Source organism: Streptomyces sp. NPDC005775 (assembly GCF_042871565.1).
In the GTDB taxonomy this organism is placed as follows: domain Bacteria; phylum Actinomycetota; class Actinomycetes; order Streptomycetales; family Streptomycetaceae; genus Streptomyces.
Genome location: NZ_JBIAIU010000007.1, coordinates 214,223 through 239,110, shown reverse-complemented (window position 1 = coordinate 239,110; position 24,888 = coordinate 214,223). Strand labels below are relative to the sequence as shown.

Sequence of the window (24,888 nt, the reverse complement as noted above, 5' to 3'; positions counted from 1 at the left end):
GCCGGCGGCGGAGTGCTGAGGGGAAGGCGGCGGGACGGGGCCCCGGTCGGGCGGGGCGCGGTCCGGAGGGCACTAGCCCTTGAGGCCGCCCGCGGTCAGACCGCTCATGATGTTGCGCTGGAAGAGCAGGAAGATGAGCAGCGTCGGGATCGACGCGATGGTGAGCGCGGCGATGAGGACGTTCTCGGGCACACCGCTGGCCAGTGAGTAGATGCCCACGTTGAGGGTCTGTTTGCTGGGGTCGGGCAGGGTGAGCATCGGCCAGAGGAAGTCCTTCCACACCCCGACGACGGCGAAGATGGAGACGACGCCGAGGATCGGCCGGGAGATCGGCAGGACGATCGATCGCAGGGTGCGCAGGGGTGACGCGCCGTCGATCGAGGCGGCGTCGAGGAGTTCGCGCGGGATCGAGTCGAAGAACCGCTTCAGCAGGAAGATGTTGAAGGCGTTGGTGACCGACGGCAGCCAGATCGCCCAGGGCGAGTTGACCAGGTTGCGCTGGAAGACGGGCACGTCGAGGACCGTGAGGTACTGGGGTACGACCAGCACGGTGGCCGGGATCATCAGGGTGGCCAGCATCATCCCGAGGATGACCTTGCCGAACACCGGCCGCAGCTTGGACAGCGAGTACGCGGCCGCGACGTCGAAGACCAGCTGGAAGACGAGCGCCCCGAAGGCGTAGTAGAGGGTGTTGAACAGGAGCTTGGACAGGTCCATCACGGTCCAGGCCTGGCTGTAGTTCTCGGTGTGGAGCGAGCTGGGGAAGGCGGTGGGCGGGCTCTGGACGACTTCCTGGGTGGTCTTGAGGCCGCCGGTGACCATCCAGTACAGCGGCCCGAGGAAAACCACCGTGAACAGGATGATGACGAGGGAGAAGACGATCCAGTAGAAGGCCTTGCCGCGGGGCCTGCCGAGCTGGGCCGGTGAGATCAGGGTCCGCTGGCGCCCGAGGTCGGCGGGGCGTGCCGCTCTGCGCCGGCCGGTCTTGTGCAGGTCGCTCCCGCGCCGGGAGACAAGCGTGTTCGCTGCCATGGTCGTGCTCCCGTCCTAGTCTTCGCTGCTGCGGCTCAGTCGTACGTACACCGCGGAGAATCCCGCGAGGACGACGAGCAGGACGAGGCCGAGTGCCGCCGCGCTGCCGTAGTTGTTGAAGTTGAAGGCGTACTGGTAGATGAGGTAGACGACCGTGGTGGTGGAGCCCTCCGGGCCGGCGCCGTTGGTGAGCAGGAACGGCTCGGTGAAGACCTGCATCGTCGCGATGACCTGCATGAGCAGGAGCAGCGAGAGGATGAGCCGGGTCTGCGGGATGGTGACGTGCCAGACCTTGCGCAGCAGTCCCGCGCCGTCGAGCTCCGCCGCCTCGTACAGCTCCCCCGGGATGCCCTGGAGTGCGGCCAGGTAGATCAGGGTCGCGCCGCCCATGTTCATCCAGGTCGCCGCGATGACGACGGACAGCATCGCGGTGTCGGTGTCCTGGAGCCACTGCTGGGCCGGCAGATGGAAGATGTCCAGGATGCGGTTGAAGAGACCGTATCCGGGGTCGTAGAAGTACTTGAAGAGCAGGACGGAGGCGACCGGCGGCAGCATCACGGGGAGGTAGACCAGCAGCCGCAGATAGCCCTGCCCGTGCCGGAACTCGTTGAGCACGACGGCGACGACGAACGGGACGAAAAAGCCGAGCAGCAGCGCCAGCACGGTGAACAGCGCGGTGTTGCGCCAGGCCTGCCAGAACGCGGGGTCGTTGAAGACGTAGGTCAGGTTGGACCAGCCGGCCCAGGTGGTCCTGCCGTCCTCGGTCTTCTGGAAGGCCAGGACGAATTCCCTGACCATCGGGTACCACGAGAAGAGCGAGAAGCAGAGCACCGCTCCGATCAGGAACCCGTGCGCTGAGATGTTGCGGCGCACGGCGCGCAGGAACTCCTCGCGGGCGGAGTCCCGGCGGGCTGGGGCCGGATGTCCCGGGCGGGGCCCGGTCGCCTTGCGGGAGGACAGGGTAGGGGCCGACATGGTGTGTCTCCTCGGTGCCGGTGAACTCAGGGGGCCGGATGCGGGACCGGGTCCGCGTGACCCGGTCCCGCGCGTCCGTTACTGGTTGGCCAGAACCTGGTTGACCTGCTGCTCGGCGGTGGAGAGCAGCTTGTCGATGTCGGCGTCCTCGTTGGTCAGCACGCCGGACATGGCGTTGTCGAGGATCTTGTAGATCTCCTGAGCCTTCGGCGGCTCGGCCTTCCCCTGGACGGGGTTGTCCATGAAGGCCCTGAAGTTCTCGATGGGCATCGACGCGTTGGCGGTGCGTGCGGCGTCGTCCTTGGCCTTGCTGTCGCCCAGGAAGAAGTTCGGCTGCGGGAGGCCGACGGGGAGCTTGTCGGCCTTGGTGCGGGCCCAGTCGAACTGCCCCTTGCCCGGAGTGAGGTTCTTGAAGTTCAGCCAGGCGACGGCGGCCTTGATCTGGTCGGGCGAACTGCCCTTCTTGATCATGTAGTTGTTGCCGCCGAACAGCGTCCCCTTGGCGCCGGGGATCGGGCCCAGGCCGAAGGTCTCGTACTGGGCGCCGAGTTGCTGCACCATGTACGCGATGTCGTCGGGGGCGGCGAGGAACATGCCCAGCTTGTCGCTGGATATCTGCTTCTGGAGGTCGCCCCACTTCAGCAGCTGGGTCTTGCCCATGCTGTCGTCCTCCCAGCGCATGTCGTGCAGTTGCTGGAGGACCTGCTTGCCGCTGGCGTCGTTGAAGGCCGCCTTCTTGCCCGAGGCGTCGACGACGTCCCCTCCCAGGCCGTACTGGGTGGCGGCGAAGTGCCATCCGCCGTTGTTGCCGGCGCTGTACTCGCCGAAGCCGGCGATGCCCTTGCCCAGACCCGCGATCTTCTTGGCAGCGGTGCGGACCTCCTCCCAGGTGGCGGGCGGGGTGTTCGGGTCGAGGCCGGCCTGCGTGAACAGCTTCCGGTTGATCATCAGACCCATGGTGTAGTTGCTGGTCGGCAGGGCGTAGAGCTTGCCGTCCTTACGGGCCACATCGATGACCTGGGTCTGGATGTCCTTCAGGGCGGGCACCGACTTGTCGTTGACGTAGGCGGAGATGTCCTCGGCCCCGTCGTTGTCCAGCACCTGCTGGAGATCGGTGAAGTACGCGTAGAAGACGTCGGGTTGCGACTTCCCCTTCAGCATGGCGGTGAAGCGGGGCGGCTCGTTGCACTGGCCCGGAGTCGACTTCCCGTTGATCGTGACGTTCGGGTACGTCTTGTTGAACGTCTTGATGTCCTCCTTCCACTCACGCAGCTCCGCGGCCTTGGCCGCCGGCGGCATGCAGTCGATCGAGATCGTCACCTTCGCCTTCGGGTCCAGCGGAGCCGAAGGGTCGGACGAACCCTTGGACGCACTGCTCGAGTCGTCGTCCTTGCTGCTGCTCGTGCCGCAGGAGGCGAGCGAGGTCAGGGCAAGTGCGGTGACAAGGGCAGCCGCGGAGGCACGGCTGATACGGCGTGTGCGGCGCAACCCGGCACTTCTCATCGATGGTCCCCTTTGGGCATGAGCGTGGATGGCCCTCGGCCGACTCTCTGCCGGGGCGAGCCACACTCAACCAGCGGCGACATGTGAACGCAATATCTCGCGCAGTTTTCGTAAAAGTTTGACAGTGCTTCGCACGCAGCGTGCGGCGTGCGCCTCACGCGCAGCACGGAGCGCCGTCCGGCGGACCGGACGGCGCCCTGGTTGCGGTGCCGGTTACGGGTTGATGTTGATCTTCATGGTGGACGTCGTGTTCTTCACGTCCTGAGCGTTGTCGCTGAGCTTGAGCCCGTTGAAGGTGACCTCACCGACGGCCGGCCCCTGGCCGGACTCCGGCATCTCGTTGGCCCACAGTCCGAATCCGGACTTGGCGTCGAAGGCGTCCCCGCTGCGGTGGGCGCCGGAGATCGAGATGTCGGTCAGGACCGTGTCCTTGATGGGGAACTGCGGCTGTCCTCCCACGTAGTTGGTCTGGAACATGATGCCGCTGTACGTCGGATCGACGATGTCCACGTGGTTGATCCGGATGCCCTGGAAGACCTTGGAGGCGGAGAACAGCCAGATGCCGGGGAAAGTCTGCGTCCCCCAGAAATGGCCGCCGGAGCGGACCACCGACACGTTCTCGACCGTCGTCGGACCGGTCCCGAACCCGTTCATCGGGTAGCCGAAGTCCAGCGAACTGACGGTGATGCCGGAGTAGACGAGGGTGTCCGCGATGTGGATGTTGCGGAAGGTGTTGTCGTAGCCGCCGTAGACGGCGACGCCCGCCGCACGCCAGGTCAGCAGCGAGGTGAGGTTCTCGTAGACGTTGTTCTTCATGTCGGCGCCGCCGGAGTCGATCGCCGAGAACAGTGCGAAGCTGTCGTCGCCGGTGGCCCGGGACTCGTTGTTCACGACGTGGTTGTCCGTCGAGCCGTTGGTCATGTTGATGCCGTCGGCGAACGTGTCTCGGATGCGGGAGTTCTTGATGGTGATGCTGTCGGTGTTCGCACCCCAGTAGAGGCACACCGTGTGCTCGTTCCAGACGTTGTCGATGACCATGTCCGAGACGTTGGAGAAGTCGAACACCTTGCCCGGTCCGTCGATGCGCGAGGTGTAGTTCCCGAAGTACGCGAAGTTCGCGAACGACGATCCCTTGGCACTGGCCTCGGCCCGGAAGCCGATGTCGGTGTTCTCCTGGGTGGAGGGGGCGTGGAACCTGGTGTACCAGGGGCCCGCGCCGACGACCTTCACGGCCTTCCCGTAGACCTGGAACTTGCTCGCGGTCTGGTAGTCGCCGGCGGGCAGGTAGATGCCCACCAGCTTGCCCGTGGTGTCCATCCGCACCTGGTCCAGGGCGTTCTGGACGTCCTGGTGGGTGAAGCCGGCGGGGACGGCATAGGCGGCCGGATCGGGGTTGGCGATCTGTGCCGCCTGCTCCAGGCTGACGAAGTCGATCGCGTAGGTGCTGGTGTTGGCGGTGTCCTTCTGGAGCCGGATCCTGCTCCCTGCCGGGACGGTCCTGCCCAGCATCACGTTCGCCTCGTCGTAGATGTGCCGCGGTGAGCCCGCTCCCGGGGAGTTGCCGGGTCCGGTCTCGGCGCCGTACAGCCAGGCGTACTTCGAGGTCAGGTCGATGGCCTTGAGGAAGCTGCCGTCGACGTAGATGTTCAGCTTGGAGTCGATGCCTCCGCCCCCTGCGGAGTCCGGGATGGAATAGCGGGTCACCAGGGTGTTGGCGCTCGCCCTGGTGGTGAACTCCACGTAGTTTCCGGAGCTGTTGAGGGTGACGGCCTTACGTCCGGACGCCTCGCCCGCGATGTCGCCGACGGTCCTGTTCGGGCCGACGACCTGGGCTCCACCGCCGGTGGCCCCGTCCTCCGCCTCGTACATGTCATACGGCATGTTGGCGCCGCGTCCGACGAAGAGCGAGCTGGTGGCGGTGTTGTTCCCGCGCTTGACCGGGAGCTCGTTGGTGTCGTCCGCGATCACCGTCTTCACGGAGTACGAGCCGTTGACCGCGGTCCAGCTGCCCAGGTTCACCGGGGCGCCGGTCGCACCCGCGGCTATCGCCCCGGAATAGGTGCCGGTGAGGGTCTTCACCGTGGCGCCCTTGGAGTCGCTCAGGGTCAGCGTGATGGCGTGGCCGCCCGCGGCGGAGGCCACCGAGCCCTGGTTCCTGATGGCGACCGAGAAGGCGACGTTCTGACCGGCGGACGGCGCCGACGGGGAGGTGCTGACCCCGGTGGAGACCAGGTCCGAGCTGGCGACCGGCTTCACGACCAGGCCGGTCGTACTCGTGTAGGTGTTGTCGGTCTCGTTCTGCTCGATGACCTCGTTCGCCGGGTCGGCGACCGCGCTCAGTGGGTACGTGCCCGCGTCGCGCGGGCCGATTCCGGCGCTGACCTGGGCGGAGGCCCCGGCGGCGAGCGCGCCCACGGAGGCGGTGGCGACCTTGGAGCCGCCGAGCCGGAACTCGACCTTGCTCGCCGGTGCCGCGACCGGACCGCTGTTGCGCACCGTCGCGGTGAGCGTGACCGGGTCCGATTCGACCGGCGCCGCCGGAGTCGCCGTCACCGCGCTGACCTGGAGGTTCGGATTGGGTGCCGGGGCGCCCAGCACCTGGAACTCCGCGACCTGACCGGCGGGCGCACCGGTGTTGGAGGTGAACTTCAGCTGCACGTCCGCGACCCGGGCGCCGACCGGAATCGTCACCGTGTTGCCGCTGCCCGGGCTGAACGCGTAGTCCTTGGCCGCGACCAGACCGGCGAAGGAAGAGGCACCCTGCTCCCGCCCGAGGACCTGGATGTTCTGGGTCCTGGCCCCCCAGGCGCTGTCCGGGTTGAGCTTGACGACGACGCTCTCGGTGTCGGCGTTGGCCCCCAGCTTCACCGTCAGGGTGTTCGGGTAACTTCCCCCGGCGCCTTCCCAGTAAGTGGTCACGCTGTTGTCGTTGGCGTTCTCCGCGACGAACGTGTGGACCACGGAGGAAGCGGTGACGGGCTTGCCGACCGCCAGGTTGGAGGCGGTGCCCGTGCTGCCGTTGCGGGTGACGGTGTTGCTGTCGCCCGATACGTTGCCCGCCGCGTCCCTGGCCCGGACGGTGTAGGAGACGGTGACCCCGGCCGACTGGGCGTCCGTGTAGGTGGTGACGTCGCCCGCCACGCTCTTGCGCAGCACGTTGTTGGCGTAGACGTCGTAACCGGTGACGCCCTTGTTGTCGGTGGACGCCTGCCAGACCAGCTTGATCTGACCGGCGGTCGCTTCGGTGAAACTCAGGTTGGCCGGTGCGGTCGGCGCCTGGGTGTCGCCGGTGCCTCCGGTCCGTGTCACGGTGTTGCTGTTCGCCGAGACGTTGCCCGCCGCGTCCTTGGCGCGGACGTAGTACGACACGGTCGCACCGGCCGGGCGGGTGTCGGTGAAGGTCGTGACATCGCCGGCCACACTCGTCAGCAGCGTGTTGTCCGCGTAGACGTCGTAGCCGGTGACCGCGGTGTCGTCCGTCGACGCCTTCCAGGTCAGCCTGATCTGTCCGGTGGCCGGTTCGGTGTACGCCAGTTGCGCCGGAGCACTCGGCGCCTGGGTGTCACCCGACGCGGGGCCGTAGATCTCCAGTTCGGAGACCTGGGCGCCCGGCTGGACGGAGTTGGCGCTCACGAGCACGCGCACGTAGCGGGTGGTCGTGGCGTCGAAGGAGATCGTCGCCGACTCGCCTGCCGTCGGACTGAAGGTGTAGGGCGTGGACTGGGTCAGATCCTGGAAGTCCGTGCCGTTGGCGCTGCCCTGGATCTTCAGCGTCTGGCTGCGGGCCTCCCAGCCGCCCGGCAGCCGCAGCACCACACGGTCCACCCGGACGGAGGAGCCGAGGTCGGCCTGGATCCACTGCGGCAGTTCGTTGTTGCGGCTCTCCCAGTAGCTGGCCGTGTTGCCGTCGTTGGCGTGGGCGGCGACATACGTCTGGGTGTAGCTGCTGGCCGTGAGCGTGCGGCCGGCCGCCAGGTTCACCGACGACTCGGCGGCCGCCCGGACCTCCAGCTCGGCGAGCTGGCCGTTCTTCGACGCGGTGTTCGCGGTGATGTCCGCCCGTACGAACCGTGCCCGGGTGGCCGGGACGTCGATGGTCACCTCGTTCGAGCTGCCCGGGGCGAAGGTGTAGGCAGCCGAGGTCTTCAGCGTGGTGAAGCTCGTGCCGTCGACGCTTCCCTGGAGCGAGAGCGTCTGCCGGCGGGTCTTGAAGTCCTGGGGAAGCTTCAGTGTGACCCTGTCGATGCGGGTGACCCTGCCCAGGTCGCTCTGCACCCATTGGGGCAGGGTGCTGCCCGCCCCTTCCCAGTACGTGGACCGGTCGCCGTCCGCGATGTTCGCGGCGGCCCTCTCCTTTCCGGCGCTGCTCGCTGCCGTCCTGTGACCGGCGGCGATGTTCGGGCCACCGGCAGCCGACGCGTTGAGGGCCGGCCAGCCGACCATCAGCAGGCTGGTGGTGAGGGTGGCGGAAAGGACCCGCCATCGGCGGATTCGCGTTCTCATATGTCCCCGATCTTCGGCCTCGGCGCAGGGCGCGACCAAGGCGCGGCTCTGTCTGCGTACCCGATGAGGCAGAAGAGTCATGATTTCCTGCATCACGGGGATGGACTTTTGCGTTTTGCGGTCAGAGAGTTGCAGAGAAATGACGGCGAGTCCACTGTTACGACAGAAGGGGGGCGCTCGACGAAGGCCGCCGCTCGGGCGCCAACTGGGTTGGTGGGCAAGGTATTTGGGGGCCCCTGCCCTGACGGTCCCGTCCGGGCCGCGTTCGCCCTGTCACCGCGGACGGGCGCTGCGCACCGCGTTGTGACGGGTCAGGAGGTGGTTGACGGCGGGGCAGCCGTGAATTCGTCCGTCGCCCGGGCCGATCTCAGCGTGATGCGTGTGACCTTCCGGTCGGCCGTGCTGATCTCGATCGTGGCGAGGGGATGCCCTCCCGGTGCGATGAGGTGCACCGGCCTGTTGTTGACCGTGAGTCCGCAGACCGCGTGGAGGCGATCTTGGAAGCGCACGGTCTCGGCGGCGATGTTTTCGGCGCCGGTGACCAGGGTGCGGACTCCGCCGGGCAGGAGCGCCGCGTCGGCGTCGCGGACGCTGTCCGGCGCCAGCAGTCGGATCATCGTGCGCGTATCCCCGGTCCGGGCTGCCGCCAGGAAGGCTTCGACGACCTGCGGGTCGGGCCGGCTGTCCCACTCCGTGGCGTAGCGGGCGCCGTCGAGGCGTTGCCGAGCCCTGCTGGCGTGCTTCTTGGCGCCGGACACTGTCCCACCCAGCACGTGCGCGATCCGGTCGAACGGCACGGAGAACAGGTCGTGCAGGACATAGGCGACCCGTTGGGGCGGGGTCAGCCGCCGCAGCAGGACCATGAGCGCCCGGGAGACGTCCTCCGTGCGGAGCATCGCTTCGTCCGCGGCCAGTTCTGCGGCCGGGATGGCACCCGCCAGTAGCGGCGCCTCGTTGCGACGGCGTCTGGCACGTAGTTCGTCCAGGCAGACCCTGGCGGTGACAGTGGTGAGCCAAGCCACCGGATTCTCGATCCGCGGTGAGGACCGGGCGGTCACGGTCCGCAGCCATGTCGTCTGAACGGCGTCCTGGGCGTCATGGACCGAGCCGAGCATGCGGTGGGCGACCGACAGCAAATACGGTCGCGCGCTCTCGAATTCTTCGGCCGTGATCGGCATGGGTGTCACCTTTCGGAGCCGGTGGACGTCAGGACGGTCGGTTCAACCCATTCCTGTTCGCATCCCGAGGAGATGACAACGTCATGAGCCTACAGATGGTGCGGTCGCGCACCGGCAACGACATCGCCGCCCGAACGTCACCGGTGGAGGACGTAGTCCGCAGCGTGTGCTCCAGCGAGCCTGGCCAGGGCTCCGTCCCGGAACGTTTTCTCGCGGCGGGGGCGTACGGCTCATGAACTCGCTCCTGATCATCGGCCCAGCAGCGTGTGCCGTCGCGAACGCGTTCATCGCGATCGCGGACTACGCACGGGCACCGTTCGTGCTGGCGAACAACGCCGAGGTCGGCCTCCCTCCGGCTGCGTTGCCGTACCTGGCGACCCTCAAACTCGCAGGCGCCGTCGGACTCCTCGTCGGCCTCCTCGGGGTTCCCTGGCTGGGCCTGGCGGCAGGCGTCGGCCTGATCGCGTTCTTCGTCGGGGCGGTGGTGGTTCACCTCCGCGCCCGGGTCCTCCACAACATCGCCGCCCCGGGCGCTTACCTGCTCCTCGCCATCGCCGCCACCGGCTTCTTCGTGGCCGGAACATGACCCACGCCGACGCGCCCCTGCCCGTGGCGGTCCGCCGTCGGCCGATCGAGCATGTTCGGGCCCCGTCGGGATCTCCATAGGATATGAAGGACCGCTCCGCCGTGATCCGCCCCCACGGCACCCGCCCGGCGAAGGGAACGACGAAACGGTGTACCAGCCCGACGTGTTCGCTTTCCCGGAGGACGGCCACCGGCTGCCCGCCCTCGCCCCGGCCGGTGGCCCCTCGTTGTGGCTGGTGGACGCGGTGCGGCACGGCGGGCATGCGCAGCGGATGGCGCCGGACATCCTCGATGACGGCGAACTCCACAGGGCGGCCCGCCTGGTCGTGGCGGCCGACCGCCGCTGCTACGCCGCCGCGCACGTGGCCCTGCGGCTGCTGCTCGGGGCGCGGCTGGGGGTCGCCCCCGAAAGCGTCCCGCTCACGCGGGACCCGTGTCCCTCCTGCGGTGGGCCGCACGGCCGTCCGGTGACCGGCGGCGGTGTGCACTTCTCGCTGTCGCACTCCCGCGGAGTGGCGCTGCTGGCGTTCGCGGACGTGCCGGTGGGGGTGGACGTCGAGCAGCTGCCGAAGCCCGGGGTCGTGTCCGAGATCGCCGGTCAGCTGCATCCGGCGGAGTCCCGCGAGCTGGCGGAGCTTCCCGAGGAACAGCGGCCGGTCGCCTTCGGCCGGGTCTGGACCCGCAAGGAGGCGTATCTGAAGGGTGAGGGCATCGGCCTGGCCGACGGCCTCGCCGCCGAACACGTGGGCACCGGCCCCCGCCCCGGTCCGGGCCCGGCGGGCTGGACGATCACGGATGTCCGGGTCCCCGCCGGATACGCGGCGGCGGTGGCCGTCCGCACGGCGGGGCAGCTGCCCGGTCGTGGCGGTGACCGGCGAAAATGACGGGGCGCGCAGATCGTACCGACCGACCGATACGGAGGAGTGGCAGATGCCGCATACACGAGCCGGGCAGCAGGCGCGCCCGGAGGACCTGACCGATGTGGCGCGGCTGGTGACGGCGTACTACACGCTGCGTCCCGACCCCTCGGAACCGGGCCAGCGGGTCGCCTTCGGCACCTCGGGCCACCGGGGCTCGTCGACGGCCACCGCGTTCAACGAGGACCACATCGCGGCGACGAGCCAGGCGATCAGCGAGTACCGGGCTCTGCAGGGCACGGACGGGCCGCTCTTCCTCGGGGCCGACACGCACGCCCTGTCGGAGCCGGCCAAGGTGACCGCCATCGAGGTGTTCGCGGCGAACGACGTGGCCGTGCTCGTCGACTCCGCCGACGGCTACACGCCCACCCCCGCGGTCTCGCACGCCATCCTCACGTACAACCGGGGCCGCGCCTCGCACCTCGCCGACGGTGTGGTGGTCACCCCCTCGCACAATCCGCCGGGCGACGGCGGGTTCAAGTACAACCCGCCGAACGGCGGCCCGGCCGGGTCGGAGGCGACCGGCTGGATCCAGGACCGGGCCAACGAGATCATCGCCGGCGGACTCAAGGACGTGCGCCGCACGCCGTACGTCCGGGCACTGGCGGGACCGTCGACCGGTACGTACGACTTCCTGGGCAGCTATGTGGCGGATCTGCCGTCCGTGCTCGACCTGGACGCGGTCCGCGCCGCCGGAGTACGGATCGGCGCCGACCCGCTGGGCGGTGCGTCGGTCGCGTACTGGGGCCGCATCGCCGAGCAGCACCGGCTCGACCTGACGGTGGTCAATCCGCTCACCGACCCCACCTGGCGGTTCATGACCCTGGACTGGGACGGCAAGATCCGGATGGACTGCTCCTCGCCGTACGCGATGGCCTCGCTGATCGGGCAGCGCGACCGCTTCTCGATCGCCACCGGCAACGACGCCGACGCGGACCGGCACGGCATCGTCACGCCGGACGGGGGGCTGATGAACCCGAACCACTACCTCGCCGTGGCCATCAACTACCTGTACGCGCACCGGGACCACTGGCCGGCGGGTGCGGGCGTCGGCAAGACCCTGGTGTCGTCCGGCATGATCGACCGGGTTGCCGCCGACCTCGGCCGGGAGCTGGTGGAGGTGCCGGTCGGCTTCAAGTGGTTCGTGGACGGCCTGGCCGACGGGACACTCGGTTTCGGCGGGGAGGAGTCGGCCGGCGCCTCGTTCCTGCGCCGCGACGGATCGGTCTGGACGACGGACAAGGACGGCATCCTGCTGGCCCTGCTCGCCTCCGAGATCCTCGCGGTGACGGGCGATTCCCCGTCCGCGCACTACACCGCGCTGACGTCCCGGTTCGGCGAGCCGGCCTACGCGCGGATCGACGCCCCCGCCGACCGCGACCAGAAGGCCGTGCTGGCACGCCTCTCCCCCGAGCAGGTCAGCGCCGACACCCTGGCGGGCGAACCGGTCACGGCCGTTCTCACCTCGGCGCCGGGCAACGGGGCCGCGATCGGCGGCATCAAGGTGACGACGGAGAACGCCTGGTTCGCGGCGAGGCCCTCGGGCACCGAGGACGTCTACAAGATCTACGCGGAGTCCTTCCGGGGCGCCGAGCACCTCACCCGTGTCCAGGAGGAGGCGAAGGCGGTCGTCTCCGCGGCTCTGGACGCCTGACCGAACACGTCTCCCCCGCACGTGCCGGTGTGGGGGAGCCTCGGCGCGTGGGCCCTGCACACAGCCGACTGGTCGGGCACATAACCGTACCGGTCGATAGAATTCGGGCATGGGAGAGCGGCCTGTCGCGCCGACCGCGCCCGAGCTCGTACTCGAAACCGACGCAGGGTCGACGGTGATGAGTCCGGGCCGGGAGTACCACGTCGGACGCGACCCCTTGAGCGACATCGTCATCGACGACGTCCGGGTCTCGTGGCACCACGCGGTGCTCAGGGCCCTGGACGGCCGCTGGTCGATCGAGGACGAGGGCAGCACGAACGGCACCTACACCGGCGGCCGCCGGATCGATGAGTCGGGCGTCGGGCCGGGTACCCTCCTTCGCTTCGGTCACCCGCAGGACGGTCCGCGGGCGGTGCTCCGGGACCGGCCCGCTCCGGAGCCGACGCATCCGCCGGACCGCCCGTCGGCCGTCTCGGTGCCCGCCGCGACCGGCACGTTCCGCCGGCCGACCACCGTACGGCCGCTGCCGTCCCGCACCGTACGGATCGGCCGCGGTTCCGGGAACGACCTGGTCGTCGACGATCTGAGCGTCTCCCGACGCCATGCCGAACTGCTGGCGCACACGGACGGCACGTACGAGATCGTCGACCTGGACTCGCACAACGGGACCTTCCTCAACGGCCAGCCGGCCGACCGCGCACCGGTCCTCCCCGGAGACATCGTCGGCATCGGGCACTCCGCGTTCTGCCTGGTCGGGGACACGCTGCAGGAATTCGTCGACACCGGTGAGGTGTCCCTGGACGTCCAGGACCTGGCGGTCACCGTCGACAGGGGACGCAAGACGCTGCTCGACCACGTCGCGTTCCCGGTGGGCGAGAAGTGCCTCCTGGGAGTGGTGGGGCCCAGTGGCGCGGGCAAGTCCACGCTCCTCAACGCCCTGACCGGACTGCGCCCCGCCGACGAGGGGACCGTCCTGTACGACGGCCGCGATCTCTACCACGACTACGCCGAACTGCGCCAGCGCATCGGCCTGGTGCCACAGGACGACATCCTGCACGCCCAGTTGACCGTACGCAGAGCACTCGGTTACGCCGCCGAGCTCCGCTTCCCGCAGGACACGGCCAAGTCCGAGCGCCGGGAGCGGGTCACCGAAGTCGTGCGCGAACTCGGACTGGAGCAGCGGGCCGGCCAGCCGATCCACAGTCTCTCCGGAGGCCAGCGCAAGCGGGTGAGCGTGGCGCTCGAACTGCTGACGAAGCCGTCCCTGCTCTTTCTCGACGAGCCGACGTCGGGTCTCGACCCCGGCATGGACCGCTCGGTGATGCACATGCTGCGCGGCCTCGCCGACGACGGGCGCACGGTCATCGTCGTGACGCACAGTGTGCTGAGCCTGGACGTCTGCGACCGGCTGCTGGTGCTCGCGCCGGGCGGGAAGATCGCCTACTACGGTCCGCCGGGGGACGCGCTGGCGTTCTTCGGATTCGCCGAGTGGCCGGAGGCGTTCGAGGCGTTCGAGAACGACCGCGACCGGCCCTGGGCCGAGGAGTTCGCCGCTTCCTCCTTCCACCGGCAGTACATCGCCAACGCCAGTTCGCAACCCCGGCTGCCGCACGCCGCGGCCGCAGCGGTCGCCCCGCCGCCGAAGACCCGCAGCTGGGGCGCGCAGTTGCGGACCCTCGTGCGCCGGTACGCGGCCGCGCTCGGCGCCGACCGGACGTTCCTCGTCATCATGATCGCGCTGCCGTTCGTGATGGGCGCGATGACACGAGCCCTGGCCGGGAGCCGGCTGACGCAGGAGACGGCGATGAACGCGCTGCTCATCCTGTGTGTCGGGGGTGTCCTGACGGGCGCGGCCAACGCGGTACGGGAACTCGTCAAGGAACGGGTGATCTACCAGCGGGAAAGGGCCGTCGGCCTGTCCAGATCCGCGTACCTGATGTCCAAGGTCGTGGTGCTGGGCACCATCACGGTGCTCCAGGCCGTGGTGCTGACGCTGGTCGGCCTCGTCGGCGTCGATCTCAATGCCCCGGGCGGAAAGGGTGTTCTTCTGCCGCCCCTGGCCGAAATCACCCTGACGGTGGCGCTGTTGTCCTTCACCGCCATGATGCTGGGGCTGTTGGTGTCCGCGCTGGTGCGCAAGGAGGAGGTCACCATGCCCCTCCTCGTGCTGCTCGCGATCGTCCAGGTCGTCTTCTGCGGCGCCCTGCTGAAACTGCACGGCGTGCCCGGCATCGAGCAGTTGTCCTGGCTGATCCCCTCCCGCTGGGCACTGGGCGCCATGGCGGGAACGATCGGCCTGGCGAGGATCGTGCCCGGAAAGCTGACCGCGGATCCCCTGTTCGAGCACTCCGCCGGGATCTGGCTGCTCAACATGGGGATGCTGGTGGTGCTGTCCGCCCTCTTCGGATTCGCGGTGGCCAGGCTCCTGCGCCGCCACGAGCCCGCCATCATGCGGAAGTAGGAGCGGCCCATGGAGACCGAGGACTTCCGCCCCACCCACGTCGTCCCCCGGGACGGGCTGCCCGCCTGGGAGGCGCCCGACGTGTCCCGGCCCACCGAGCCCCTCGACCCGCTGCTTCCCGTCCAGTTGCTCGACCGGCGCGGCGACTGGGGCCAGGTCCTGTGCGCCAACGGCTGGTCGGCGTGGGTCGACGGCCGGCTGCTCGTGTCCGTACCGCACGATCCGCCACGGGCCGGACAGCCGATGGCCCGCACCGCGGATCCGCAGCCGCTGCTGGCCCGGGTCCAGGAGTCGCTGGACCGCTTCCGACGGGCGTCCGAGGAACTCGTCGACGGCCACATCGACGGCGAGACGTTCCGCCGCCGCACCCAGGGGCTGCGCGCCGGTGTGGTCGTCGACGGCGAGGCCGTGTGGCTGTTCGACGCGGAGCACGAGCGCTGGGTGTACACGGACGGCGCCCGGCTGACGACCTACGCGGCACAGTCCGGCCCCGGCCGGCCGAGCAGCGCCCCGGCGAGCGGCGGCGGCCCGCCCCGTGGAGCCGGCCCGGAAGCGACCCGGCTCATCGACCCGGCCACGCATCCGCGGACCCGGCCCGGTGATGCGTGATGGCTCCGGCCACCGGCTCCCCGGACGATTCCTCACTGCCGGCCGGCCGGCCCCTGGACCTGACCGGCAGGCAGATCGCCGACTACCTCGTGGAGGGCGAGATCGGGCGCGGCGGGATGGCGGTCGTCTACCGGGCCAGGGATCTGCGGCTGGACCGCACGGTCGCCCTCAAGTTGCTCGCCCCGGAACTCGCCCGCAACGACACCTTCCGCAAGCGGTTCACTCATGAGTCGCGGGTGGCGGCCGCGATCGACCACCCCCACATCGTGCCGGTCTTCGAGGCGGGTGAGACCGAGGGCATCCTCTACATCGCCATGCGATACGTGGCCGGTCAGGATCTGCGTGCCCTCATCGACCGGCAGGGGCCGCTGCCGCTGGGAACCGCGGTCCGTATCGCCGCCCAGGTGGCGTCCGCCCTCGATGCCGCCCACGATCACGACCTGGTCCACCGGGACGTCAAGCCGGGCAACATCCTGGTCGCGGCGGGCACCGACAGCGACCATCCCGAGCATGTGTACCTGACGGACTTCGGCCTCACGAAGAAGTCGCTGTCGCTCACCGGCTTCACCTCCGTGGGCCAGTTCGTCGGAACGCTCGACTACGTGGCGCCCGAACAGATCTCGGGCCGCCCGGTGGACGGGCGCTGCGACGTGTACAGCCTCGCGTGCGTCGTGCACGAGATGATGGCCGGAACCCCGCCGTTCCAGCGCGACGACGACATGGCCCTGCTGTGGGCGCACCAGTTCGATCCGCCACCGGCGCTGACGGGAGTGCGCCCCGATCTCCCGTCAGGTGTGGACGCGGTACTGGCGAAGGCCTTGTCCAAGAGCCCCGACGACCGTTACGACTCGTGCCTCGCGTTCGTGTCCGCGTTGCGCGCGGCGGCCCGGGGCGAGATGCGGGGCGGTCATCCGCCGACGCAGGTGGACGGGCGGATCGGCGGATGGTCGTCCGGACCCGAACCCCCGCCCGGCCCCCCTCGGTGGGCGTTGCCGGTGTTCCGTGATTAGGCGCTCGCCGGGCCCACCTCGCCACGCCGGTGGACGCGGGCGGCGAGCAGTCCGCCGAGGAAGCCGGTGACGAGGCCCCACGCGACGGCGAGCCCCAGCGCGCCCCACAGCCGGGGTCGCAGCAGCACCTCGCCGCCCAGCCCCCCGCCGAGGTCGCCGAGGCCGAGCAGGGACAGGCCGTAGTGCGCGGAGATCCGGACGAGCAGGCACACGGCGAGCACGGTGAGGGCGAGCGCCGCGGCCATGTGCACGGCGTGCTGCCAGGGACGCATCCGGGCCGGGGAGCGCGCCGCCGCCAGGAACCCGGCCGCCAGGGTGAACAACGCGGCGACGACGACGCACCACCAGACACGGCCGTCCTGGTCGGCGAGCGTGCCGACGTTGAGCGTGGACAGGTCCGGGGCCCTCAGGACGGAGTCAAGCACCTGCGGCATCGGCAGTCCGAACGGCCCGTCCGCCTTCCCCTCCCAGGACGCCCCGAGCCCCAGGGTGAACACCAGCCAGACGAGGTTGGGCAGTCCGAGCAGGATCACCGCGAACGTCTCGGCCGGATGCCCGCGGGTCACCACGACGACGAGTGCGATGACCAGGCCCACCAGCACGTAGGCGAGGAGCAGCGCCACCATCGCGTACGCGACCGGACGCACCGACTCCTGGAAGCGCACCAGCCCGGCCGGGAGCGGCGCGCCGCGCGAGACGAGCAGGGCGAGAACGAGGACACCGGCCAGCCAGACCAGGCCGAGGACCAGGGTGAGCGGGATCTCGGCCCGGAATCCGGCCCGGGGCGAGGCGTCGAACACGTCACCGATGACACCGCCCGTGGGATCGGCGCCGGGCACGTCGAAGGTCTGCCGGGCCAGAAGGGACAGACCGATGAGCACCAGGAGCCACAGCACCGCGATCCGGCCGGCCCATCCGGCCAGCTCGCGCGTGGTGGCGACGGCCCTGTGCCGCAGTGGGCGAAGGAATCCGGCGGCGAGGACGAGCGCGCCGACGAGGGTGACCGAGAGCGGCAGCGCCGAGATGTCCGCGTGCGTCCGGGCGAGGTCACCCGCGTTCCCCGACAGTGCGACCGATCCGCCCGCCGCCATGACGACGACAGCGGCGACCACGCGGGGGAAGGAACCGCCGGGCAGTTCCGCGGCACCCGCCGCCCACAGACCGAGGGCGCCGGTGACGCCCATGGTTACGAGCCCCGCGAGAGCGGTCATCAGGGCGTCGCCCCAGCCGTGTGCGACGCGCCTCCCGTCGTCGCTCCCGCCGCCCGGTCCCTGTGTGCTCACGGGCCCACGCTAGGCAGCCGCGTTGCGGGCCGCCCCTCGGGTGGGCCGACCGCGTCGGCTTGCGGGGCGTGCGGGTACCCGGCACAGAATGGCTGATACCGAAAGAATTCGGTAACGACCCTGGCGTGGGAAAGAAGAGCCGTGAGTGACCAGCCGCCGTCGTCCGGCCGCCCCACGGGGCCGCCCTCAGGACCACTTTCGGGCCCGTCGCAGGAGGGGGCCGTCCCGCCTCCCCCCGAGCGCCCGTCCGGGCCGCCCTCCGGTCCGCCCTCCGGTCCGCCCTCCGGCGGTGGCCATGGCGGTTCCGGCGGTTCGGGAGAGACGCCCCAGGGCCCGGGGAACGGCCCCCGCACTCCTTGGTGGCTCTCGGTCCCCAAGGTGGCGGCGATCGCCGTGGTCCTGGTGGCGGCGGTGGTGCTGGCTGTCGTGCTCACCCGGCCGGACGGTTCGGACAAGGCGGGCGGGGAGGTGTTCCTCCAGGCTGCGGGCTCGACCGGCCCCGACCCGTTCACCGGCTCGACCGCGCGCAGCAGCGCCGGGGACGCGACACCGACCGCCGTACCGAGTCCGGTGGCGAGCGCCACCCGGACAGGGCCCCACGTCACCCGGGGGGTGGATGGTTCGGCCCCCGGTCTGTACGGCGGCACCCGCAAGGTCGCCGCCTGCGACGTGGAGAAGCAGATCAGCGCCCTCACGGACCAGCCCGCCAAGAACAAGGCCTTCGCCTCGGTCGAGGGCATCGCCCCGGCCGGCGTCCCGGCGTATCTGCGCGCGCTCACGCCGGTCCAGTTGCGGCTGGACACCCGAGTGACCAACCACGGCTTCAGGAACGGCTCGGCGACGAGCTACCAGGCGGTCCTCCAGGCCGGAACGGCGGTCCTGATCGACGACCGCGGAGTTCCCAGGGTGCGGTGCGCCTGCGGCAACCCGCTGCTGCCGCCGGTCGCGCTGAAGGGAACGCCGCAGCAGAAGGGCGAGGCCTGGCCGGGATACCGGGCCGGAGACGTCGTGGTGGTGGAGCCGGCCGCGCAGCCGGTGGACGTGTTCATCATGTTCGACCCCGGGACCGAGGGCTGGTTCGAGCGCGGCGCGGGTGACACGGGGGGCGACGACAGGAAGACCGACCCACCCGCCGACTCGAGCGCGTCGCCGTGTCCCCCGAAGTCGGGCGACGGCCCGGCGAAGCCCTGCCGCTCCTCGGACTCCTCACGTTCCCCGTCGTCCGATGAGCCGTCGGCACCCACGACGAAACCCGGTGAACCGTCGACCGGGCCGCCCCCGCCGCCCCCGTCGTCCGAGGAGCCTCCCCCCTCGCCGCCGCCCTCCTCCGAGGAACCGCCGCCGACGTCGGAGTCGGCCCCCGAGCCCGTGACCCCGCAGACCGCGGAGTCGCAGGCACCTCCACCCGCGCCGCAGGCACCCGGGGACGGCACCACGGACGGAACGGCGTAGGGCTCGGGACCGGCAGTACGTCGACTCAGCCGGCCGGGGCGGGACACACGCCTACACATCGCTTCGGGGACTCGGCCGGTGACGGGAGTTCAAGAGGTGTGGGTGGTGGCCCGGCAACCGGTCCGGAAACGGCCCGGGGTCGTCCCCATGACGTGGGTGAACGCCACGATGAAACTGCTGGGGTTGGCCCATCCGCAGGCGGAGGCGGTCCGGGTGGTGTCGTGGCCCTCGGCCAGGAGCACGAGCGCGTGATGGATGCGCAGCTGCGTGCGCCACTCGTAGAAGGTCATGCCGAGTTCATCGCGGAACAGCCGACTGAGGGTGCGGGCGCCGGCTCCCGTCGCCTTCCCGAGTTCGGCCAGTGTGGAGTTGTCCGCCGGTGTCTCGTACAGCAGTCGGGCAACGGCTCGCAGTCGGTCGTCCCGCGGCTCCGGCAGGTGCAGGGGCTGTTCGTGCACCTCCTGGAGTTCATCGATGAGGACTCGAAGGAGGCGCGTGCGCGCCGAGCGGCTGTAGTCCGGCGCGTCGTCGTCGCGGGAGAGGCCGGTCAGGGCGCGCAGGACCTCGCGGGCCAGGCCGGAGACCAGGAACACGGCGGGACGGTCCGGTATGAGCCGGGCGAGTGAGGGTGCGAGGAAGACGATGCGCATATCGGTGTCGCCGTGGGCGCGGTGGAAGTGCGTGAAGCCGGCGGGCGTCCAGGCGACCCGGTCGGCGGGAACGATCGACGTGCCCCGCGCCGTGTGCACCGCGAGGACACCGGCGGCCGCATAGACCAGATGACCCCGCGCGTGCGACTGCGTCGCGCTCGCTTCGCCGGATGGCCAGAGGTGGCGCCCGCCGGACGGCCACACATGAGACGTCACACCGGCGATCGGACGAGGTTGGCGGCGAACAGGCATCAGTTGGCACTTTAGCGGTAGCGAGCCGCCCCTTGATCCGGTGAGACTCCTTCGTGCAGCGGTCTTCAGGTTGTGAGGCAGCGCGCCTCGATGCCGCAGCTCGGGAGAAGGAGAAACACATGGCGACGTTCGTCCTCGTGCCCGGCGCCTGGAAGGGCTCCTGGTCGTTCGAGGCGGTGATTCCGCTGCTGGAGCATGCCGGTCACGCCGTTCACGCCCTGACCCTGACCGGTCTGCGGCCGGACGACGACAACGCGACGGTCGCGAGCGCCAACCTCGACACGCACGCCGACGATGTCCTGCGGCTCCTCGATCGCCACCACATCACCGGCGCGACGCTGGTCGGCCACAGCTACGCCGGGATGGTGATCACCGCCGCCGCCGACCGCGCCGCCGGCCGGATCTCACGCCTGGTGCATCTCGACGCCTACGTACCGCGCGATGGCGAGTCGTGCTGGTCGTCGACGAACGAGCACTTCCGGGACGTGTTCGCGGCCGGCGCCGCGGCCACCGGCTACGCCGTCCGGCCGCCGGGCGGCGGGGATCCCCGCCGCCGGCCCCACCCCCTCGCCTCCTTCCTGCAAACGATCCGGCTCACCGGCGCGCGCGCCCCGGTCGCCCGACGGGAGTTCGTCTACTGCTCGGGTTGGGAGGACCGGACGCCGTTCGCCGGACTCCGCTCCCGTCTGCGGGCCGACCCCGAGTGGCAGGTCCACGACCTCCCCACCGGACACGACGCCATGCACGAAGCCCCGGAGGCGGTCGCTGCCCTCCTGCTCGCGGGGTGATCGCGGACGCGTCTTCACGTAGTCGATCAGTGGTGAAGACCGGATTACGGAACAGCGTCACGTGCCCCGGGCCGAGCGCGCGGTTTCCGAGGACCGGGCATCTCATGTGCTGCATACGGCCCGTCACATAACCTCGTACGGGCAGACCTCACATGATGGCGTGTGTCTCTACTTCGAGGAGGCGAAGGTGACCCGAACCGGCACGCGGTGGCTCGCGGGCTCCTTGATCGTGGCCTGCGTGCTGCTCCTCGGCCCCAGCGCACCGAACGGCGCCCACACCGCGAAGCCGCTGCCGGCCGGCGCGCCCCAGGAGGTCGTGCCGAACCGCGTCATGACGTGGAACATCTGCAATCCCTGCAAGGGAAGCGGCCAGAACATCGGCCGGGCGGCGGAGATCGCCACGTACGCGCCTCAGGTCATCGGCCTTCAAGAAGCGTGCGTGGGTGACGTGGAGAGGATCCGGGATCATCTGCAGTATCTGTACGGGCTGATCTACCACGTCGAGTACGGATCGGTTCTGCGGAGTTGGAGCCGCTGCGGAGGAGTGCCATGGAAGCCGGGGGGTTTCGGCCAGGCGATCCTTTCGGCCGCTCCGATGACCGACCCCGTGAACGCGGAGTACCCCGAAGGCGGTTCCGAGGACCGGGGGTACCTGGCCGTCACTACCCTCGTGGACGGCCGGCCCGTCCGGGTCTTCAACACGCACCTGGCCCAGCGGCGTCAGGAATCAGTCCGTGCGAAGCAGACCGGCGTACTGGCGAAGGCGGTCCGCCGGTATGACCGCACGATCGTTCTCGGTGACTTCAACGCGGTTCCGGAAGCCGCCGAACTCGCGGGGATGTGGCGCCTGTTCGCGGACGCGGACCCCGGGTGTGGCCCCTCGGCGGCCGGTACGTGCGAGCCGACCACCGACTGGCGCAGCAAGTTCGACTACGTCTTTCTGCGCGGCTTCGCCCCGCTTGAGCAGGATGTGCGTCTCACTCCGTACTCGGACCACGATCTGGTGCAGGCCGATCTGAGGCGGGTTCCGCGGCCTCGTCCGGCGGTCCCGCGAGTCAACTCGTCCCGCGACAGTTCGGCGGCTTCTTCCCGGCGCAGTCCACCGGGAACCGCACCGCTCGTCTGACCGGCACCGGATCGCAGCGGCCCACCACCGCCCGACTCCCCTGCCGGCTCCACCCCTCCCCCGCCATTCGGTCACAACTCCGTCCCTACCGGAACACCGGGATCCCCTTCGCGTTTTGCCGACGCTAAGGTCATACCTCCACGAACTCCCCGGGGGACCACTTGAAGATCCGCACACTCGCCGCCGCGCTCGGCTGTCTGACCGTCGTCACGCTGGTCGGCTGCGACCCGGCTGCTCCCGCGGCCAAGTCATCTGACACCCCGCCGCCGGCTACGACAGCGGCTGATCCGTCGCCGTCAGTGGAGAGTGACAAGCCTGTCGAGCGCAGGACGGTCGCCAACTTCGTCGGCATGGGGCTGCAGTCCGCGCAGGACAAGGCGCAGGCCGACGGGTTCTACCTCCTCACCTCGCATGACAGCACCGGCCGGGACCGGATGCAGGCGCTCGACCGCAACTGGAAGGTGTGCTCGCAGAACCACGCGGTGGGGAAGACGATCCCCACGGACACCGAGCTCGACTTCGGCGCCGTGAAACTGGAGGAGACCTGCCCGGCGAAGGACCAGCAGGAACCGAAGGTCGAGGGCGGAAAGATGCCGAACCTGGCCGGCAAGTCCGTGAAGGCCGCCCGTGGCGCCCTCGACTCAAGCACGTCGATCACCGTCAAGGACGCCGGCGAGGACCGCATGGTGCTGATGGAGAGCAACTGGCAGGTGTGCACCCAGTCCCCCAGCCCGGGAGCCGCCCTCAACGGGCAGCCGGTTGAGTTGGCAGCCGTGAAGTTCGACGAGTCCTGCCCGTAGGCTCACCAGCTGCGGCTTCTGGCCTCGGACACGAGCGAGTGGGGGGCTGCGTGAAGAGGACGGTACGGCTCCTCGGCGCCACCCAGTCGGCAAACGGCGTGACGGTGGGGTTGCCAGGTGAAACCCTTACTCAGCCCGCTGGTCGGCTGGTCGGCGGCCGCGGATGAGTCATCCGCGGCCGCCGTCCCGCGGGCGCCGGACCCGCGTTCGCCCGGCTACGGCGTCGACACCATGGGCCGGGGCGCCGTCGGCATCCCGCTGCCGATGAAGAAGCTCGGGTGCGGTGGCTGGTTGTAGGCGGTGTTTTCCCAGGCCAGCGCCGTGCGGTACGTGGTGTCGTGGAGGAGCGTGGTGATCTTCGTGGTGGTCTCGTACGGCGTGGAGTAGATCCGCAGAGCGGTGTTGTTCGTGGTCGCCCAGACCACTTCCTCGCGCCAGTCGCCGAACAGGTCGCCCGAGATCGCCGGCGTGGCCTTGGTCCCGTTGTTCGAGTGGACCGACGCCCCGGTCAGCTGCCGGGTGTCGCCGGAGGTGCCGTACTTGTCGATGTGGGTACCGTCGAGGAGTTCCCGCGTGGTGTCGCCGTCCCACCAGGACAGGAAGTTGGCGCTGGAGGGCTTGCGGCTGGCGACGACGGCGCCCTTGGGGTTGCGTACCCCGTCGGCCGCCGACGACCAGGACTCGGCGCCGGCGCTGCCGGACCAGATGTCGTCGCTGACGCCGCGTCCGTTGTCGCCGTCGGCGGGCGTCGACCAGATGATCTTGCCGGTCCTCGCGTCCGCCATCCAGGACGAGGGCTTGGAGCTGTCCTCGTCGACCTTGAACTCCTCCAGGCCCGAACGGGACGGGTCCAGGTCACCGACGTGCATGGCGTCGCCGTGGCCGTTCTTCGTGGTCCACAGGGCGTTGCCGTTGTCGTCGACGGCCATGGCGCCGTACACGATCTCGTCCTTGCCGTCCGCGTCGACGTCGGCGACCGACAGCTGGTGGTTGCCCTGGCCGTCGTATCCCTTGCCGGAGTTGGTCGAACTGTTGGTGTCGAAGGTCCAGCGCCGGGTGAACGCCCCGTTCCGCCAGTCCCAGGCGGCGATCACCGTACGTGTGTAATAGCCACGGGCCATGATCAGCGAGGGCCTGGAACCGTCGAGATAGGCGGTGCCGGCGAGGAAGCGGTCGACGCGGTTGCCGTAGCTGTCGCCCCAGGAGGAGACGGTGCCCCGTGCGGGTACGTAGTCGACGGTGCCCATGGCGGCGCCCGTCTGCCCGTTGAACATGGTCAGGTACTCGGGGCCGGACAGGATGTAGCCGGAGGAGTTGCGGTGGTCGGCCGACGCACTGCCGATCACCGTGCCCCTGCCGTCGACGCTGCCGTCGGCGGTCTTCATGGCGACCTCGGCCCTGCCGTCGCCGTCGTAGTCGTACACCTGGAACTGGGTGTAGTGCGCGCCCGAGCGGATGTTGCGGCCCAGGTCGACGCGCCACAGCCGGGTGCCGTCGAGCTTGATCCCGTCGACGATCGTGTTGCCCGTGTAGCCGGACTGGGAGTTGTCCTTGGCGTTGGTGGGCTGCCACTTCAGTACGAAATCGAGTGCGCCGTCCCCGTCGAGGTCGCCGACGGACGCGTCGTTGGCCTCGTAGGTGTAGGCGACGCCGTCGGGGGTCGTGCCGCCGGCGGGCGGGCTGATGGGCACGTCCTTGTAGCCGCTGCGGAACTGGATCGCGTGCACGGAGTCGGCCTGCTCGACGCCGCCGACGATCGCACGCACCGTGTAGTCGGCCGAGTTGGGAGCCCCGGCGTGGAAGTAGTTCGTCGAGCCGGTGACCGGCGAGGCGTTGACCTTGGTGCCGGCCCGGTAGACGTTGAAGGAGACGGTGTCGGCGTCGGTGGCGAGCCAGCGCCAGCTGATCAGGTTGCCGGCGTCGGTGTGGACGCTGACGACGCCGCGGTCCAGCGCTTCCGCCTGGCGCGCGGTCGCGGCCTGCGAGGTCTGGCCGGTGGCGACCAGTGCGGCGGCGGCGAGCAGACCGGCTGTGACGGCACCGATCAGGGCACGGGTGCGGGTCGTACGCCATTTGCGGGGGGATCGGGGATGCTCAGGAGCCACGGTGC

The 24,888-nt window shown here is 69.9% G+C and carries 18 protein-coding genes; 10 read left to right on the top strand and 8 right to left on the bottom strand.

Translation table 11 applies throughout. The annotated features are described in order from the left end of the window. Positions 1 to 72: 72 nt before the first annotated feature. From ACFYPA_RS18685 to ACFYPA_RS18665, 5 genes are all read right to left on the bottom strand, one after another. Positions 73 to 1,032, bottom strand: coding sequence for a carbohydrate ABC transporter permease (locus ACFYPA_RS18685; protein ID WP_359079339.1), 960 nt, complete (start codon positions 1,030 to 1,032; stop codon positions 73 to 75). Between the two features lie 15 nt (positions 1,033 to 1,047). After that, on the bottom strand, positions 1,048 to 2,007 hold the full coding sequence (locus tag ACFYPA_RS18680; protein WP_359079337.1) for a sugar ABC transporter permease: 960 nt from the start codon (positions 2,005 to 2,007) through the stop codon (positions 1,048 to 1,050). 78 nt (positions 2,008 to 2,085) lie between these two features. Further along, complete coding sequence (locus ACFYPA_RS18675) at positions 2,086 to 3,510, bottom strand: extracellular solute-binding protein (RefSeq protein WP_359316722.1); 1,425 nt, start codon at positions 3,508 to 3,510, stop codon at positions 2,086 to 2,088. Positions 3,511 to 3,723: 213 nt separating this feature from the next. Next, positions 3,724 to 8,013 carry a discoidin domain-containing protein gene (locus tag ACFYPA_RS18670; RefSeq protein ID WP_389132908.1) on the bottom strand — a complete coding sequence of 1,430 codons (4,290 nt, stop codon included), beginning with the start codon at positions 8,011 to 8,013 and terminating at the stop codon, positions 3,724 to 3,726. Positions 8,014 to 8,324: 311 nt separating this feature from the next. Continuing rightward, on the bottom strand, positions 8,325 to 9,191 hold the full coding sequence (locus ACFYPA_RS18665) for a sigma-70 family RNA polymerase sigma factor (RefSeq protein WP_389132905.1): 867 nt from the start codon (positions 9,189 to 9,191) through the stop codon (positions 8,325 to 8,327). A gap of 232 nt (positions 9,192 to 9,423) precedes the next feature. Between ACFYPA_RS18665 and ACFYPA_RS18660 the strand changes: the two genes are divergently transcribed. The 6 genes from ACFYPA_RS18660 to ACFYPA_RS18635 all read left to right on the top strand — a co-directional run bounded on the left by ACFYPA_RS18660 (position 9,424) and on the right by ACFYPA_RS18635 (position 16,427). Then, positions 9,424 to 9,777, top strand: a complete 354-nt coding sequence (locus tag ACFYPA_RS18660; RefSeq protein ID WP_359079327.1) for a DoxX family protein — start codon at positions 9,424 to 9,426, stop codon at positions 9,775 to 9,777. Between the two features lie 163 nt (positions 9,778 to 9,940). Then, complete coding sequence (locus tag ACFYPA_RS18655; protein ID WP_359079325.1) at positions 9,941 to 10,660, top strand: 4'-phosphopantetheinyl transferase superfamily protein; 720 nt, start codon at positions 9,941 to 9,943, stop codon at positions 10,658 to 10,660. Between the two features lie 46 nt (positions 10,661 to 10,706). Continuing rightward, the gene (gene pgm / locus ACFYPA_RS18650) at positions 10,707 to 12,347 is read left to right on the top strand and encodes a phosphoglucomutase (alpha-D-glucose-1,6-bisphosphate-dependent) (RefSeq protein WP_359316712.1); all 1,641 of its coding nucleotides are present in this window, start codon (positions 10,707 to 10,709) and stop codon (positions 12,345 to 12,347) included. Positions 12,348 to 12,456: 109 nt separating this feature from the next. Then, the gene (locus ACFYPA_RS18645) at positions 12,457 to 14,808 is read left to right on the top strand and encodes an FHA domain-containing protein (protein WP_359316710.1); all 2,352 of its coding nucleotides are present in this window, start codon (positions 12,457 to 12,459) and stop codon (positions 14,806 to 14,808) included. 9 nt (positions 14,809 to 14,817) lie between these two features. Next, positions 14,818 to 15,417, top strand: a complete 600-nt coding sequence (locus ACFYPA_RS18640) for a hypothetical protein (protein ID WP_359079319.1) — start codon at positions 14,818 to 14,820, stop codon at positions 15,415 to 15,417. After that, positions 15,417 to 16,427 (top strand): serine/threonine-protein kinase, encoded by a 1,011-nt coding sequence (locus ACFYPA_RS18635; protein ID WP_359316708.1) that lies wholly within the window; start codon positions 15,417 to 15,419, stop codon positions 16,425 to 16,427. The genes ACFYPA_RS18640 and ACFYPA_RS18635 overlap by 1 nt, the downstream gene beginning before the upstream one ends. On the opposite strand, the gene ACFYPA_RS18630 is transcribed toward ACFYPA_RS18635, so the two are convergent. Continuing rightward, a complete protein-coding gene (locus tag ACFYPA_RS18630) occupies positions 16,424 to 17,710 on the bottom strand; it encodes a streptophobe family protein (RefSeq protein ID WP_359316706.1) in 1,287 nt (428 codons plus the stop codon). The genes ACFYPA_RS18635 and ACFYPA_RS18630 overlap by 4 nt on opposite strands. 141 nt (positions 17,711 to 17,851) lie before the next feature. On the opposite strand from ACFYPA_RS18630, the gene ACFYPA_RS18625 reads away from it, so the two are divergent. Then, positions 17,852 to 19,162 (top strand): DUF6777 domain-containing protein, encoded by a 1,311-nt coding sequence (locus ACFYPA_RS18625; protein ID WP_359316703.1) that lies wholly within the window; start codon positions 17,852 to 17,854, stop codon positions 19,160 to 19,162. 89 nt (positions 19,163 to 19,251) lie between these two features. Here ACFYPA_RS18625 and ACFYPA_RS18620 read toward each other — a convergent pair whose 3' ends face one another. Further along, positions 19,252 to 20,028: a helix-turn-helix transcriptional regulator gene (locus tag ACFYPA_RS18620; protein ID WP_359316700.1), complete on the bottom strand. Its 777-nt coding sequence runs from the start codon at positions 20,026 to 20,028 to the stop codon at positions 19,252 to 19,254. Between the two features lie 155 nt (positions 20,029 to 20,183). Between ACFYPA_RS18620 and ACFYPA_RS18615 the strand changes: the two genes are divergently transcribed. The 3 genes from ACFYPA_RS18615 (at position 20,184) to ACFYPA_RS18605 (ending at position 22,778) form a co-directional block, all read left to right on the top strand. After that, positions 20,184 to 20,852: an alpha/beta hydrolase gene (locus ACFYPA_RS18615; protein WP_359079309.1), complete on the top strand. Its 669-nt coding sequence runs from the start codon at positions 20,184 to 20,186 to the stop codon at positions 20,850 to 20,852. 187 nt (positions 20,853 to 21,039) lie between these two features. Beyond that, complete coding sequence (locus tag ACFYPA_RS18610; protein ID WP_389132897.1) at positions 21,040 to 21,978, top strand: endonuclease/exonuclease/phosphatase family protein; 939 nt, start codon at positions 21,040 to 21,042, stop codon at positions 21,976 to 21,978. 161 nt (positions 21,979 to 22,139) lie between these two features. After that, positions 22,140 to 22,778 carry a hypothetical protein gene (locus tag ACFYPA_RS18605; protein ID WP_359352501.1) on the top strand — a complete coding sequence of 213 codons (639 nt, stop codon included), beginning with the start codon at positions 22,140 to 22,142 and terminating at the stop codon, positions 22,776 to 22,778. Positions 22,779 to 22,993: 215 nt separating this feature from the next. On the opposite strand, the gene ACFYPA_RS18600 is transcribed toward ACFYPA_RS18605, so the two are convergent. Then, positions 22,994 to 24,883 (bottom strand): rhamnogalacturonan lyase, encoded by a 1,890-nt coding sequence (locus tag ACFYPA_RS18600; protein ID WP_389132894.1) that lies wholly within the window; start codon positions 24,881 to 24,883, stop codon positions 22,994 to 22,996. Between the last annotated feature and the right edge of the window lie 5 nt (positions 24,884 to 24,888).

What these genes read in the sequence shown, in the direction of transcription:
- ACFYPA_RS18615 (WP_359079309.1), top strand. Translation starts at nt 20,184, where the DNA reads ATGGCGACGTTCGTCCTCGTGCCCGGCGCCTGGAAGGGCTCCTGGTCG.
- ACFYPA_RS18680 (WP_359079337.1), bottom strand. Translation starts at nt 2,007, where the DNA reads ATGTCGGCCCCTACCCTGTCCTCCCGCAAGGCGACCGGGCCCCGCCCG.
- ACFYPA_RS18685 (WP_359079339.1), bottom strand. Translation starts at nt 1,032, where the DNA reads ATGGCAGCGAACACGCTTGTCTCCCGGCGCGGGAGCGACCTGCACAAG.
- ACFYPA_RS18660 (WP_359079327.1), top strand. Translation starts at nt 9,424, where the DNA reads ATGAACTCGCTCCTGATCATCGGCCCAGCAGCGTGTGCCGTCGCGAAC.
- ACFYPA_RS18640 (WP_359079319.1), top strand. Translation starts at nt 14,818, where the DNA reads ATGGAGACCGAGGACTTCCGCCCCACCCACGTCGTCCCCCGGGACGGG.
- ACFYPA_RS18635 (WP_359316708.1), top strand. Translation starts at nt 15,417, where the DNA reads ATGGCTCCGGCCACCGGCTCCCCGGACGATTCCTCACTGCCGGCCGGC.
- ACFYPA_RS18665 (WP_389132905.1), bottom strand. Translation starts at nt 9,191, where the DNA reads ATGCCGATCACGGCCGAAGAATTCGAGAGCGCGCGACCGTATTTGCTG.
- pgm (WP_359316712.1), top strand. Translation starts at nt 10,707, where the DNA reads ATGCCGCATACACGAGCCGGGCAGCAGGCGCGCCCGGAGGACCTGACC.
- ACFYPA_RS18645 (WP_359316710.1), top strand. Translation starts at nt 12,457, where the DNA reads ATGGGAGAGCGGCCTGTCGCGCCGACCGCGCCCGAGCTCGTACTCGAA.
- ACFYPA_RS18670 (WP_389132908.1), bottom strand. Translation starts at nt 8,013, where the DNA reads ATGAGAACGCGAATCCGCCGATGGCGGGTCCTTTCCGCCACCCTCACC.
- ACFYPA_RS18675 (WP_359316722.1), bottom strand. Translation starts at nt 3,510, where the DNA reads ATGAGAAGTGCCGGGTTGCGCCGCACACGCCGTATCAGCCGTGCCTCC.